Here is a 13,634-nt window from a genome sequence, read left to right on the forward strand (position 1 = left end):
GTCTACCTCTTCTTCCACCCACCCCTTCGCCCCGGTGCCCCGCCCGTCGACTTCGGCGCCGGCCCGAACTCCGGTCCCGACTGCCGCGAATCCGTCGGCTGGATGATCCTGCTGGTGCTGCCGAACGGCTTTGACGGCAGCGCGCGGCTCTCGCGATAGGGCAACGACTCCGGGCCGTGCATCTCGTCGAGATGCGGCTTGTGCACGCGGGAGCCCTTAGCCCCGCCGGCCTTCAGCGCGGTTGCGGCACTCTTGTTCTTCATGGCGCTGACCGGGAGGTTGGCGGCATCGCCGTATTTCTTCGCTCCTGCATAGGCGCCCGCCTTGGTCGCGACGGTGCGCTGCTTGGCGGTGGGGTCGTCGACCACGGCGAGCTCGGTCGCGCGCAGGCGCTTGACCTCGTCGCGCAGGCGGGCGGCTTCCTCGAAGTTCAGATCGGCGGCGGCCTCGCGCATCCTCGTTTCGAGATCGGCGAGCACGGCTTCGAAATTATGGCCGATCGAGATGACGTCGTCGGTCATGTCGTGGCCGCCGACCTCGACCAGCACGTGGTCGCGCTCGTAGACCGAGTTGAGGATGTCGCCGATCTGCTTCTTCACGCTCTCCGGCGTGATGCCGTTGGCGTTGTTATACTCGACCTGCTTCTCGCGGCGGCGGTTGGTCTCGGCGATGGCGCGCTCCATCGACCCCGTCATCTGGTCGGCATAGAGGATCACCTTGCCGTCGACGTTGCGCGCGGCACGGCCGATGGTCTGGATCAGCGAAGTCTCGCTGCGCAGAAAACCTTCCTTGTCGGCGTCGAGAATGGCGACCAGGGCGCATTCGGGGATGTCGAGACCTTCGCGCAAGAGGTTGATGCCGACCAGCGCGTCGAAGGCACCGAGACGCAAATCGCGGATGATCTCGATGCGCTCGATCGTGTCGATATCCGAGTGCATGTAGCGGACGCGGATGCCCTGCTCGTGCAGATATTCGGTGAGGTCCTCCGCCATGCGCTTTGTGAGGACCGTGATCAGTGAGCGATAGCCCGCTTGCGCAGTGGCGCGCACTTCGCCGACGAGGTCGTCGACCTGCGTGCGCGCGGGGCGGATGTCGACGGGAGGATCAATCAGTCCGGTGGGACGAATGACCTGCTCGACGAACACGCCGCCGCTCTCGTTCAGCTCCCAGCTGCCCGGGGTTGCCGACACCGCGACGGTCTGCGGCCGCATCATGTCCCATTCCTCGAAGCGGAGCGGGCGGTTGTCCATGCAGGAGGGCAGGCGGAAGCCGTATTCGGCCAGCGTCGCCTTGCGCCGGAAGTCGCCGCGGAACATGGCGCCGATCTGCGGGATAGTGACGTGGCTCTCGTCGGCGAAGATCAGCGCGTTGTCGGGCACGTATTCGAACAGCGTCGGCGGCGGCTCGCCGGGGCGGCGGCCGGTGAGGTAGCGCGAATAGTTCTCGATGCCGGCGCAGCTGCCCGTCGCCTCCATCATCTCGAGGTCGAAGGTGGTGCGCTGCTCCAGCCGCTGCGCCTCCAGCAGGCGGCCCTGGTTGTGGAGCTGGTCGAGCCGCTGCTTCAATTCGAACTTGATCGACTTGATCGCCTGCACCAGCGTCGGCCGTGGCGTCACGTAGTGCGAGTTGGCGTACATTTTGATGAATTCGAGCTCGTCCTGCTTGTGGCCGGTGAGCGGATCGAACTCCTCGATGGTCTCGATGGTGTCGCCGAACAGGTTCACGCGCCAGGCGCGGTCCTCATAGTGCGCCGGGAAGATGTCGATGACGTCGCCGCGCACGCGAAACGTGCCGCGGGTGAAATCGGCCTGGGTGCGCTTGTACTGCAGCGCGACGAGGTCGGCGATGAGCTGGCGCTGGTCGATGCGCTCGCCCTTCTTCAGCGCGAAGGTCATCGCGGTGTAGGTCTCGACCGAGCCGATACCGTAGATGCAGGACACCGAGGCGACGATGATGACGTCGTCGCGTTCGAGCAGCGCGCGCGTCGCCGAGTGGCGCATGCGGTCGATCTGCTCGTTGATCGAGGAATCCTTTTCGATGTACGTGTCCGTGCGGGGCACATACGCTTCCGGCTGGTAGTAGTCGTAATAGCTGACGAAGTACTCGACTGCGTTGTCGGGGAAGAAGTTCTTGAACTCGCCATAGAGCTGGGCGGCCAGCGTCTTGTTCGGCGCCAGGATTAGGGCCGGGCGCTGCGTCGCCTCGATCACCTTGGCCATGGTGTAGGTCTTGCCCGAGCCGGTGACGCCCAGCAGCACCTGCGAACGGTCGTTGCGGTTGATGCCCTCGACCAGCTCGGCGATCGCGGTCGGCTGGTCGCCCTTGGGCTCGTAAGACGACTTGATCTCGAAGCGGACACCGCCTTCGGACTTCTCCGGGCGCGGCGGCCGGTGCGGCGTCCACACCTTCATGGAGCCGTCGCCCTTGCGGAACTCCGGCCGGCCCTCGCGGATCAGCGATTCCAGCGCGTCGGCAGTGGCCTTGACGCCCAGTGCCTCCATCTTGGAACGCGGCGGGCGCGCCAGCGCTTCGGCATCGTCCTCCTCGGTGGGCAGGCCGAGCTGCCGCGCCAGTTCCGGATCGAGCGTCGGGATGGTGGCCGCAGTTCCGTAATTGGCCTGCGGCGCCTCCTCCAGCCCGGCAAGCTCGCCGGACTGACGGGCGCCCGGCGGCTGCGGATTGGGCCGCAGCGGCATCGGCCGCGCCGCATCTTGCGGAAACTCCTTCGACGTCGAAGCCCGCGCGCGATGCGCGGCGGCCTCGCCCCCGGCGCGGCGGTCGCGCGAATTGTCCGGCGGCGGCTGCAGGCCGGTGCCCGAGCCAAGTCCGGCATCGCCGCGATTGATCGCGGGATTCAGCAGTTCAGCCAGCGCCGGCCCGATCGGCTGCACGTCGGGGCGATGAGCCTTGGCCTTGGGGGATTTGCCGGATTTTTCGGAGGATGCAGGTTTCTTCGCCATGAGGCGAATATGGGACGAGTCCGCCCCGCGATAAAGGGTGAATGCCTCGAGCGATGCAGGCTGCTGACAGCAGGTTGGCAGCAGCCTTGCGGTTCAAGCCGCCGGCAGCGGCCCCTCGTCGTCTCCGGCCGCGACATTCGGCTCGAGGATGTCGAGATGAATGCCGCCGCAATCGGTGCAGCGCATGGTCCAGTACTCGCATCCGGCGCGGCCGCCGATCACACGGAGCACCGTGAGATCGCTGTCGCATTCCGGGCAGTTGGACAGCACTGCGCGGGCGTAGATCCGCGGCCGCGCTGCATCGGTTTCGATGATGGACATGACCGGTTCCCCCTTTTTTCGCCGCCCTGTCTCTGGTCGGCCTGCGGACCGCCTATTCGTCGTCGCCGCCGGTCCGCAGCCGAAAACGATCGATGTGGTGCTTGGCATCGGCAATCGCGGCATCGCGATCGGGCCAGGCGAAGCCGACTTCCATGGCCGGAAACAGCACGCCGTCGATGGCCACCGGGCTGAGATCGGCCCGGCGGATCCGCGCGTGCCACAGCCCCTTGCCAGCTTCGAAGGATTCGATGTCAAAGCCGTCGTAGAGGGTCGTCATGAGTGTAGGTCCCACGTTTCTTTTCGGAGGGTCACGAGACCACGTCTGCGGATTTTGGGATGTGAAGCCGTTCACAAGCGGGCGGCTTTTTTGCCCGCCGGGCTTCAGTTCCGCGCTGCGGCGCGGCCGATCCGGCGCGGGCGGGCGGCGGGTTCCGATGCCGCCCGCATGATCCAGCGGCGGAAGGCGGCAAAGTCGCGCTGCTCGGTCTGGAAGCTGCGATAGAGCAGGTACCAGCGCATGCCCTTGGGCACTGACAGGTCGAACGGCGCCACCAGCCGGCCGGCCGCAAGATCGTCGTCGATATAGGGGCGGATGCCCATGGCGATGCCGAGCCCGTCGGCCGCGGCCTGCAGTGCCTGTCCGTAGAACTGGAATTCGGGCCCGCGCGCGTTGATCCTCGCCGTGCCCGCCGCCTTCAGCCAGATCGGCCAGTCCTCGGGTGAGTGCGCGACGCGGATCAGGCTCGGTCCTTTTAGGTCGCCCGGGCGCTTCAATCCGCCGGCAAGGCGCGGCACGCAGACGGGGGTGAGGTCGCCCGCGAACAGCGGCTCGGCGACGAGGCCGGGCCAGTCGCCGGTGCCGAGCTTGATGCCGCAGTTCCAGTCTTCGCCGAACGGCACCGCGGCGCCGCCGGTGGTGAAGCGCACCTCGATGTCTGGCTCCTCGCTGCGAAACTCCGACAGGCGCGGGATCAGCCAGCGCATCGCAAAGGTGTGGCCGACGCCGATGGTGAGCACGCGCACGCTGGCGGGCGCCGTCACCTGCGCCGTGAGGCTCGCCAGCGCATCGAAGATCGGGGTCAGCCCGCTTTGATAGGCGCGGCCCGCCTGCGTCAGCACGAGCCTGTTGGCCTTGCGCTCGAACAAGGCGACGCCGAGCCGCTCTTCGAGCAGGTGCACCATGCGGCTGACGGCGGCCGCCGATACGCTCAGCTCCAGCCCGGCCGCAGCAAAGCTGCCGGTCCGCGCCGCCGCCTCGAACGCCTTGATGCCGTTGAGAAACAGCAACCGCCGCAAATGACCCACCCTCAGGAAAGCTGATGCCAGGGCAAGATATCTCAGTTTGCGGAAGAGGCGCAAGCGAGGCACAACAACGAGTAATTCCAAGTTGTGTTCCAGGCGGCCGTGTTCTTCGCCTCTCCCCGCTTGCGGGGAGAGGCCGGAATTTGCGCTAGCAAATTCCGGGTGAGGGGGATTCTCCGCGAGTCCAACTCTCACCGTCCCCGCGGAGACTCCCCCTCACCCCACCCTCTCCCCGCAAGCGGGGCGAGGGAGCGATGCAGCCTTCGTCCCTTACGTTGAGCCACCGCAGGAGAATTTTCACGTGACGCCCATCATGATCGCTGCCCTTGGATTGCTGATGGTGGCCACGGCGTTCCTGTCGGGGCTGTTCGGCATGGCGGGCGGGCTGATCCTGATCGGCGTGCTGCTGGCATTGATGCCGCTGCCGACCGCGATGGTGCTGCATGCGGTCACGCAGATGGCTTCGAACGGCTGGCGCGCGTTCCTGTGGCGGGCGCATATCCGCTGGCGGCCGGTTGCGAACTACATGGTCGGCGCGGCCGTCGCGCTCGCGGCGTGGTCGCTGACCCGCTACGTGCCCGATAAGCCGGTCGCGCTGCTGCTGCTCGGCATCACCCCGTTCATGGCGCGGCTTTTGCCGGCGAACATCAAGCCGGACCCTGATAGCCTCTGGCAGGGCACGGTCTACGGCACGATCTGCATGGGCCTGATGCTGATGACCGGCGTCTCCGGCCCGCTGCTCGACACCTTTTTCCTCGGCGGCGATTTCGGCCGGCGCGAGAAGGTTGCGACCAAGGCGATGTGCCAGGTCGTCAGCCATTTCACCAAGCTGATCTATTTCGGCGGCATCATCGACCAGGCCGCGGGCCTCGATCCCGTGCTCGCTGCCGTCGCCATCGCAGCCTCGATGCTCGGCACCACGCTGGCGCGGCGCATCCTCGAAGCCATGACCGACCAGCAGTTCATCGCCTGGTCCAACAAGCTGATCACCACCATCGCCTGCTACTACATCGTCCACGGCGGCTGGCTGTTGCTGCGTGCGCCGGTTCTTGCCGCCTTCGACAAGGGAGGTTTGCAATGAGCGAGGCCGCCGATCCGCTGGTGCTGGACTTCGTCGAATGGGTCGCGCGCGAGCCGCGCGTCTACGCCGAGGTGCTCGCGACCTGGAAGACCTCGTGCCCGCGCCTCACCATCTGGGAGGACGCCGCCGAGCGCGGCTACGTCGCGCGCGAGACGATTGCCGGTCTCGGGCTGGTGATCGCGGTGACGGAAGGCGGCGAGAGGCTGTTGCGCGCGAACGGGCGGTGACGCGGACACCTCTCTCCACATCGTCATTGCGAGCGCCAGCGAAGCAATCCAGAATGTCTTTCGCGGAAGCAGCCTGGATTGCTTCGCTGCGCTCGCAATGACGGAGCACTGCTCAATGTCGCTCAAACTCTACGAACTCGTCGGCACCGATCCCGCGCGCCCCTTCAGCCCGTATTGCTGGCGCACCCGGATGGCGCTCGCGCACAAGGGCCTTGCGGCGGAATCGCTGCCCTGGCGCTTCACCGAGAAGAGCGCGATCGCGCCGCACGGCTCGGAGAAGGTCCCGGTGCTGTTGCATCATGACAAGCCGATCGTCGATTCCTGGACTATTGCGAACTATCTCGAGGACCATTTTCCGGATCGCCCGTCGCTGTTCGGCGGCGAGGGCGGCCGCGCCATGGCGCGCATGATCAATGCGTGGGGCGACATCGCCATCGTCGGCGGCATCTTTCCGCTCCTCATCGCCGACATCCCGAACAATCTGAATGAGGTCGATGCCGCCTATTTCCGCAAGTCGCGCGAGGCGCGCTTCGGCGGCAAGACGCTCGAGGAGATCATGGCGGGCCGCGACACCGGCATCGTCGCGTTCCGCAAATCGCTCGAGATCATGCGGCAGACGCTCAAGACGCAACCTTTTCTCGGCGGGCAGGCACCGAACTACGCCGACTACATCGTGTTCGGCGGATTCCAATGGGCGCGCGTGGTCAGCCCGTTCAAGCTGCTCGAAGCGGATGATCCAGTCTATGCCTGGCGCGAGAGGCTGCTGGATGCGTTCGACCGCATGGCGCGGAAGTCGCCGGGACATGAGGTGTAAACTTCGTAACCCGGATGGAGCGCAGCGAAATCCGGGGCCGGTGCTAGCGGAACGATTCCCGGATTACGCTTGCGCTCCATCCGGGCTACGCGCCGCCGCTTTCCGCAAGCACTCCCGGCACAGGCAGTCCTCGCCCTCGAGCGGCATCGGCAGTTTTGCCGTCTCCTCCGCGCACCAGCAAGTCCCTGAGAGATCGCAGCCGAATTCGCTGCCGCAACGGGAACAGGTGAGACGGCGCGCAAGTGCCGGCGCTGACGGGATTTCTTTCGGATTTGTCATGTTTTACGTCGAAGCTTCGCCGTCATTTTCATGGCGGGTTCATCTGCCGCTGCAGTATATTACGCGCCGACCGCGTCGAAAGGAAAGCACCTCGCAACGCGCGAAGGACAGAGCATCGATGGCCCGCGATTCGCAAGCCGCCCTCGTCGCGCTCAACCGCTTCGGCTTCGGCGCCCGCGGCGGTGCATCGGGCGATCTCGTCAATGCGAGCTCCGACCCGCGCGGCTTCGTGAAGGCGGAGCTTTCGCGTATCAATGGCGTGCTGCTGGAAGCGCCGGGTCTGCAATCGACGCCGCAGCTCGGGCAGGCCGTGTTTGCCTATCAGGACCAGGTCAAGCAGGCGCGTGAGGCGGCGAAGGCTGCTGCGCCCGCCGAGACGCCGCCCGCCGATCAGAACGCGCCCTTGCGCCGCAATCTCTCGCTGAATGCAGCGGCAGAGATCACCGGCCAAATGGCCGATGCAAAGGCCGCCGAGAACACCGTTCGGCCCGAGGCCATGCAGCCGAACGCCGCGCCGCCTGCTGCCAAGCCAGCGCCGCAGCCGCTCAACGTCATCCAGAAAACCTTTCGCGCCGAGGCGTTGGCGCGGCTGCAGCGCGCCACGCTCGCCGAATGCGGCTTCACCGAGCGCTTGGTCGCGTTCTGGTCCAATCATTTCTGCATCTCCGCCAGCAAGGGCGAGCTGGCGCGGATCTGGGCCGGGGCGTTCGAGCGCGAGGCGATCAGGCCGCACGTGCTCGGGCGCTTCGCCGACATGCTGAGGGCGGTCGAGCAGCACCCGGCGATGCTGTTCTTCCTCGACAACCAGCAATCGCTTGGACCTGACTCGCGCGCCGGGCAAAACCGCAAGCGCGGGCTGAACGAAAATCTCGCGCGCGAGATCCTGGAGCTGCATACGCTTGGCGTCGGCGGCGGCTACACCCAAGGCGACGTCACCTCGCTCGCGCGCATCATCACCGGCTGGACCTTTGCCGGCAGGCAAGGGCAGCTCGGGGTTCCCGGCTCCTTTGTCTTCAACACCAATGCGCATCAGCCCGGGCCGCAGGTGCTGCTCGGCAAGACCTACGATAAGGCGGGCCTCGCGCAGGGCGAAGCCGCGCTCGCCGATCTCGCGCGGCATCCCTCGACCGCGAATTTCATCGCCACCAAATTCGTCCGTCACTTCGTTGCGGACGAGCCGCCGCCGGCGCTCGTTGCGCGCCTGCGCGACGTCTTCGTCAGGACCGACGGCGATCTCAAGGCGATGGCGACCACGCTCCTCGATTCCGATGAAGCATGGAAAGCGCCGCTCACGAAGCTGCGTTCGCCATACGATTTCCTGGTCGCGAGCGGCCGGCTGCTGGCGCGCGTGCCGGAGGATCCCGGCGCCTATCTCAACAACCTCAATCTGCTCGGCCAGCCGCTGTGGTCGCCGCCGGGTCCCAACGGCTTTCCCGACAGCAATGCCGCCTGGGGCGCGCCGGAAGGCATCAAGCTCAGGCTCGACATCGCGGCGCAGATCGGCGCGCGGCTTGGCAACAACATCGATCCGCTCGACCTCCTGGAGTTCGCCGCCGCCGATGCCGCCTCGGCCGAGACGCGGCGGACCATCGAGCGCGCGGAGTCGCGGCAGCAGGCGCTGGCGCTGCTGCTGATGTCGCCGGAAATGCAGAGGAGATGATGATGACCGACTGCGTCGAGAACCGGCTCCTCACGTCCCGCCGCGGTCTCCTGCTCGGCGGCGCGTCCTTTGCAGCCTGGGCCTACCTGCCGAAATTCGCCCGCGCGGCCGACGGGCGCGATCCGCGATTGATCGTGGTGATCCTGCGCGGGGCGCTGGACGGGCTCTCGACCGTCGCGCCGCTGGGCGATCCCGATTATCCCGGCCTGCATGGATCGATCGCGCTCAGCGCCGACGGTGCCCATCCCGCAATCATGCTCGACTCGTTCTTCGCCCTGCATCCGGCGATGCCGGAGTTTGCGCGCATGTATCGCGACAAGCACGCTGCCGTGATCCACGCGGTTGCGACGCCCTATCGCGACCGCTCGCATTTCGACGGCCAGGACGTGCTCGAAAGCGGCTATGCCGGCCCTGGCCGCGTGCAGTCCGGCTGGCTCAACCGCGCGCTGGAAGCGCTGCCGAGCGGCGAGCGCGTGTCGAGCGGGCTTGCGGTCGGGCCCACTACGCCGCTGGTGCTGCGCGGCAATGCGCCGACCGTCGGCTGGGCGCCGGTCGCGCTGCCGCAGGCCGACGACGACACGGCCATGCGCCTCGTCGAGCTCTACCGCCATCGCGATCCCGCTTTGGCCTCCGCGCTGTCGCAAGGCCTCCAGCTCGACAAGGTCGCGAGCGGCGACGACATGAAAGCGACGCGCGGCAATGCGGTCGCGCAGATGCGCCAGGTCGCGCGCGGCGCCGCAAAGCTGATGGCGGCTGATGATGGCCCGCGCATCGCCGCGCTCGCCTTCGACGGCTGGGACACGCATGCCAATGAAGGCGGCCCTGTGGGGCGTCTCGCTTTCCTGCTCGGCGGCCTCGACGGCGCGCTCGCGGAAGTCGAGAGCAGCCTGAGGGATCGCTGGCGCGACACCGTCGTGGTCGTCGCCACCGAGTTCGGCCGCACCGCGCGCATCAACGGCACCGAGGGCACCGATCACGGCACGGCTACGGTCGCCTTGCTTGCCGGCGGCGCGGTGCAAGGCGGCCGGGTGATCGCGGACTGGCCCGGCCTCAAGCTCGCGAACCTGTATGAGGGCCGTGACCTCAAGCCGACCACGGATCTGCGCTCGGTGATCAAGGGCGTGCTGCAAGATCAGTTCGGCCTGTCCGATCGCACGCTGGCCGAGACGGTGTTCCCCGACAGCGCAAGCGCAAGGCCGATGAAGGGACTGGTTACCTAACCCACAGATGCTGTCATTCCAGGGCGCGCCTCTTGGCGCGAGCTATGATGCGCAATTGCGCATCTGAGAATCCATACTCCCGATCGGGGTTATGGATTCCGGGCCCGCGCCTTGCGGCGCGTCCCGGAATGACGAGATAATGGCGCAGTATCAGGAGACACCACCCCATGTACATCGCCATGAATCGCTTCCGCGTCGCCAAGGGCTCCGAGGCTGCCTTCGAGCAGGTCTGGCTCACGCGCGACACCCATCTCGACAAGGTGCCCGGCTTCATCGAGTTTCACCTGCTGCGCGGGCCGGAAGCCGAGGACCACACGCTGTACGCCTCGCACACCGTGTGGGCGAATTATGCGGCGTTTGAGGCCTGGACCAAGTCGGAAGCGTTTCGCGCCGCGCATCATAAGGCCGGCGACAACAAGCCGCTTTATCTCGGCCATCCCCAGTTCGAAGGTTTCGAGGTGATGCAGACCGTGGGGCGCGGCGCCAAGTAACGCTGCCAAGTAGCGCTGCCAGCAAAAAAATGCGGCCCCTGTCAGACGCGGCGACTGACGGGGACCGCTGGGGCGCATGATCGGTGACGGGGGGCCTGACCAGACGCAGGGGCAGCCTAGCCTTGCTGTGTTACGCGCGGGTGACAGGTGGAGTTATCCACAGGCTCCCGGCACGCCTCAGAAGATCTTGCGATAGACGATGAAGCCGGAGCGCTCCGCGACCTTGTCGTACAGGCGCTGCGCCGTGAGATTGGTCTCGTGCGTCTGCCAGTAGACACGCGGCGATCCCGCCAGCTTCGCCCGTTCGTAGACGCCATGGATCAGCGCCGAGCCGACGCCCTTGCCGCGCGCGGCCTCGGAGGTGAACAGGTCCTGCAGATAGCAGGACGGCTCGATCGCGGTGGTGCTGCGATGGAACAGATAATGCGTCAGCCCGAGCAGGCGGCCGTTGTCCTCGGCGACCAGCGCATGCATCGGCTCATAAGCATCGAAGAAGCGCTGCCACGTCATCGCAGTGATCTCGGGCGCGAGCGCGGTCGGACCGGAGCGGCCGTAAAAGGCGTTGTAGCCGTCCCACAGCGGCAGCCATTGATCGTAATCCTGCCTGGTGACGGCGCGAATGATGAGCGACATGTGAATTTCCGCGATCTCGGAGGTGCGCGATGAAGGGATGTCCTTCATACGTGATGATCGTATTGCCGATCAATCGCACACTCGCCTCACTCCGCAACGCGCAAGTACTGGATCAGCTTGCGGCCGGTCGGATCGCGCAGCGAGCGGTAGTAGTCGGCGCGCGCCGGCGCATCGGTGTGGCGCACGAGGTCGGTCACGGGCGTGTAGCTCAGCATCCGCCCGCCGTCCGGCAGTGCGGCGCAGACGAAGCGCAGCACCTCGCCGTTGCGCAGCGCGACGTTGATCGGCGTGGCATCGCCGACCCGCACCATCTCCATGCGCTGCGCGATGAAAGTGCCGAGCTCGTCCTCGGGCAGCGCGAACGCGCCGGTGTCGCGGCCGTGATACATCAGCGCGATGAAGGGTGGCTTCGCCTCGGCGACCTCGTCCGGCACCGCAAAATAGTCGCGGAACGCGCGGTTGATGAATTCGGCCCGGGTCTCGGCATCGAGCAGCACGATGCCGATATCGACCTTGTCGAGCGCGGCCGACAGCCGCGCGGCAATGGCGTGGCTGCGGCGCTCGGCCGCGAAACTGCCGAGCAGCCGCTCGCGCATCAGCCCGGTGATGCCGGCGGTTCCGAAAACGGTGACGGCCAGGAGGCCGAGCGGCGCCAGATCGGCGGCGCCATGGCCGGAGACGCCGTGGCGATTGAGGAAGAACAGCGCCGCGCCGATCACCGCGACAATCGCGGTCGTCACGGCGGAGGCGAGACCTGCGAGCGCGCCGGCGAGAGCCACGATGGCGACGAACAGCGGGGCGGGCGAGGGCGCGGGGACGAAGCGATCGAGCAGCATCGCCAGCAGCAGGGTCGCTGCCGTCAGCGCCGGACCGGAGATCGCACGCCATCCGAACCGCATGGACCTGTCTCGCTCCTCCCGAAAGAGGTAAGGCCGCAACACTGGCTGATTGTTGCGTGACTGCGATGCGATTTCGTGCGGCGTGCTTAAGGCGCGGTTGCGTGGAAGCGTAAGGCTTTCGGATGATTTTAAAGCATGATCCGGAAAAGTGTGAAGCGGTTTTCCGAAAAGATCATGCTCAAACAATAACCTAAAGCGCGATGACGATTCATCCTAATCGCATCGCGCTTTAGACCATGTGCGCGCGCTGCTGCAGCGTCGGCGCATGCAGCGTCGACGTGCCCGTGCCCTTGCGCGTGCCGACGATGATCAGCAGCGAGGCCGCGACCAGGATGGCCGCAGTCAGGGTGATTGCAACGACTACCACAGGTGATTTCATCGACGTCCTGTCGCGATGCCGGTCGGCGCGGGCCGCACGGCGCCCTGAAGGCTGGTCCAGGATGAAACGGGAATCAGACCGGCAGGCCCATCGCCATGGTCGCCTTGGTCGACAACACCGTCAGGGTGACGATCAGGCACAGCGAAAGCGCGGCGACGGCGAGCGAAGCCGCGACCGCATGGGTGAGCCGGGAAGACGCGACGGTAGCGGATGGGCTCTGAAACCCCGCTGTGCCGGACGCCCGCATCATGGTCTAAATCCTTCAACACGCGAGCGAATCACCCGCGACTTTCCAGAATTTCCCAGTTTCAACCGGCAATATTGCGGCGGCGACCGCGCGGAAAGTGGCGGGATTGCGGCAGAGGCGGCCCTTATGCCCGCTATTCGCCGGAGCGGACGCGCCTCAGGCGCTCGCGGCGATGCTGGCGGGGTCGTCGATGTCGGCCGGGCGCCAGTCCATGGTCACGAAGCCGGGCGCGGCTTCGACGCGTTTGAGCCAGTCCCGGATCGCCGGGAAGGCCTGGAGGTCGAAGTCGCAGCGGTCGGCGAGGTGGGTGTAGCCGTACAGCGCGATGTCGGCGACCGTGAGCTGGCGCGCGGCGAAATAGGAATTGGTCTTGAGGTGATTCTCCATCACCTGGAGCGCGCCATAGCCGCGCTCCATCCAGTCCTCCAGCGAATGGGTCTGCAGGTCGCGGCCGCCCTTGACCAGCGACAGCCAGAAATAGGCCGCGCCGATGTTCGGCTCGAGCGCGTGCTGCTCGAAGAACATCCATTGCAGCGCCTCGGCGCGGTCGATGCGGTTTTCCGGCGCGAGCGGCGTGCCGACGGCAACGTACCAGAGGATGGCGTTGGATTCGGCGAGGTAGCGGTCCTCGCCGACCTCGAGCAGCGGCACCTGCCCCGACGGGTTCTTGGACAGGAAATCCGGCGTGCGGCTCTCGCCGCGCAGAATGTCCACCTCCACCGCTTCGTAAGGCAGGTTGAGCAGCGCCAGCGCAAGGCGGACCTTGTAGCTGTTGCCCGAGCGTTGCATCGAATAGAGCTTGTACATTCTGGCGTTCGAAATCCGAGGACGAGAAGACGCGGCGCCCGTTGCCCCGCGAGGCGGTTAAACAATGATGCCGATGCGAATCCGCCGCAAGTGCCGGCCGATAGAAAAACTCGAAAACCCTACCGCACTGCAAAGGAGGGGAAGATCATTTTCGCGACGATGCAGTTCAGTTCACATGTACGTCAATCTGCGGACACATCGCTCTACGTAGGCTACCGCATAGACGATCGAGATTAGGACGCCAGTGTTTCCGCATCGTCATGGCCGGGCTTGACCCGGCCATCCACGTCTCACTTGCCGCACGAAGAACGTGG

General features: G+C 66.2%; 16 protein-coding genes. 6 read left to right on the forward strand and 10 right to left on the reverse strand.

Annotation, left to right across the window (positions count from 1 at the left end):
• Window positions 1-2: 2 nt before the first annotated feature.
• The 4 genes from uvrB to I6F36_RS22840 form a co-directional block, all read right to left on the reverse strand.
• Complete coding sequence (gene uvrB / locus I6F36_RS22825) at window positions 3-2,960, reverse strand: excinuclease ABC subunit UvrB (RefSeq protein WP_225172199.1); 2,958 nt, start codon at window positions 2,958-2,960, stop codon at window positions 3-5.
• A 93-nt stretch (window positions 2,961-3,053) separates the two neighbouring features.
• Window positions 3,054-3,281 carry a hypothetical protein gene (locus I6F36_RS22830; RefSeq protein ID WP_109145304.1) on the reverse strand — a complete coding sequence of 76 codons (228 nt, stop codon included), beginning with the start codon at window positions 3,279-3,281 and terminating at the stop codon, window positions 3,054-3,056.
• 52 nt (window positions 3,282-3,333) lie between these two features.
• Entirely contained in the window at window positions 3,334-3,558 is a 225-nt protein-coding gene (locus tag I6F36_RS22835; RefSeq protein ID WP_036009439.1) for a hypothetical protein, read from the reverse strand.
• 104 nt (window positions 3,559-3,662) lie between these two features.
• The gene (locus I6F36_RS22840) at window positions 3,663-4,577 is read right to left on the reverse strand and encodes a LysR substrate-binding domain-containing protein (RefSeq protein WP_225148094.1); all 915 of its coding nucleotides are present in this window, start codon (window positions 4,575-4,577) and stop codon (window positions 3,663-3,665) included.
• A 307-nt stretch (window positions 4,578-4,884) separates the two neighbouring features.
• Between I6F36_RS22840 and I6F36_RS22845 the strand changes: the two genes are divergently transcribed.
• The 3 genes from I6F36_RS22845 to I6F36_RS22855 all read left to right on the forward strand — a co-directional run bounded on the left by I6F36_RS22845 (window position 4,885) and on the right by I6F36_RS22855 (window position 6,705).
• A complete protein-coding gene (locus tag I6F36_RS22845; RefSeq protein ID WP_109145303.1) occupies window positions 4,885-5,664 on the forward strand; it encodes a sulfite exporter TauE/SafE family protein in 780 nt (259 codons plus the stop codon).
• Entirely contained in the window at window positions 5,661-5,891 is a 231-nt protein-coding gene (locus I6F36_RS22850; protein WP_225172200.1) for a hypothetical protein, read from the forward strand. The genes I6F36_RS22845 and I6F36_RS22850 overlap by 4 nt, the downstream gene beginning before the upstream one ends.
• A 115-nt stretch (window positions 5,892-6,006) precedes the next feature.
• Complete coding sequence (locus tag I6F36_RS22855) at window positions 6,007-6,705, forward strand: glutathione S-transferase family protein (protein WP_225172201.1); 699 nt, start codon at window positions 6,007-6,009, stop codon at window positions 6,703-6,705.
• Window positions 6,706-6,768: 63 nt separating this feature from the next.
• Here I6F36_RS22855 and I6F36_RS22860 read toward each other — a convergent pair whose 3' ends face one another.
• The gene (locus I6F36_RS22860; protein ID WP_036009451.1) at window positions 6,769-6,984 is read right to left on the reverse strand and encodes a cysteine-rich CWC family protein; all 216 of its coding nucleotides are present in this window, start codon (window positions 6,982-6,984) and stop codon (window positions 6,769-6,771) included.
• A 118-nt stretch (window positions 6,985-7,102) separates the two neighbouring features.
• Between I6F36_RS22860 and I6F36_RS22865 the strand changes: the two genes are divergently transcribed.
• The 3 genes from I6F36_RS22865 to I6F36_RS22875 all read left to right on the forward strand — a co-directional run bounded on the left by I6F36_RS22865 (window position 7,103) and on the right by I6F36_RS22875 (window position 10,355).
• On the forward strand, window positions 7,103-8,644 hold the full coding sequence (locus tag I6F36_RS22865) for a DUF1800 domain-containing protein (RefSeq protein WP_225172202.1): 1,542 nt from the start codon (window positions 7,103-7,105) through the stop codon (window positions 8,642-8,644).
• Window positions 8,645-8,646: 2 nt separating this feature from the next.
• On the forward strand, window positions 8,647-9,864 hold the full coding sequence (locus I6F36_RS22870; protein ID WP_225172203.1) for a DUF1501 domain-containing protein: 1,218 nt from the start codon (window positions 8,647-8,649) through the stop codon (window positions 9,862-9,864).
• Window positions 9,865-10,031: 167 nt separating this feature from the next.
• Window positions 10,032-10,355 (forward strand): antibiotic biosynthesis monooxygenase, encoded by a 324-nt coding sequence (locus I6F36_RS22875; protein ID WP_036030903.1) that lies wholly within the window; start codon window positions 10,032-10,034, stop codon window positions 10,353-10,355.
• A gap of 177 nt (window positions 10,356-10,532) precedes the next feature.
• Here I6F36_RS22875 and I6F36_RS22880 read toward each other — a convergent pair whose 3' ends face one another.
• The 5 genes from I6F36_RS22880 to I6F36_RS22900 form a co-directional block, all read right to left on the reverse strand.
• A complete protein-coding gene (locus I6F36_RS22880) occupies window positions 10,533-10,988 on the reverse strand; it encodes a GNAT family N-acetyltransferase (RefSeq protein ID WP_036030968.1) in 456 nt (151 codons plus the stop codon).
• 86 nt (window positions 10,989-11,074) lie between these two features.
• The gene (locus tag I6F36_RS22885; RefSeq protein WP_225172204.1) at window positions 11,075-11,887 is read right to left on the reverse strand and encodes a PAS-domain containing protein; all 813 of its coding nucleotides are present in this window, start codon (window positions 11,885-11,887) and stop codon (window positions 11,075-11,077) included.
• A gap of 229 nt (window positions 11,888-12,116) precedes the next feature.
• Entirely contained in the window at window positions 12,117-12,266 is a 150-nt protein-coding gene (locus I6F36_RS22890; protein WP_036009463.1) for a hypothetical protein, read from the reverse strand.
• Window positions 12,267-12,339: 73 nt separating this feature from the next.
• On the reverse strand, window positions 12,340-12,516 hold the full coding sequence (locus I6F36_RS22895) for a hypothetical protein (protein WP_162832045.1): 177 nt from the start codon (window positions 12,514-12,516) through the stop codon (window positions 12,340-12,342).
• Window positions 12,517-12,669: 153 nt separating this feature from the next.
• Window positions 12,670-13,320 carry a glutathione S-transferase family protein gene (locus I6F36_RS22900; protein ID WP_025032208.1) on the reverse strand — a complete coding sequence of 217 codons (651 nt, stop codon included), beginning with the start codon at window positions 13,318-13,320 and terminating at the stop codon, window positions 12,670-12,672.
• Window positions 13,321-13,634: the final 314 nt, after the last annotated feature.

The organism is Bradyrhizobium sp. BRP19, assembly GCF_020194195.1.
GTDB classification, from domain to species: domain Bacteria; phylum Pseudomonadota; class Alphaproteobacteria; order Rhizobiales; family Xanthobacteraceae; genus Bradyrhizobium; species Bradyrhizobium yuanmingense.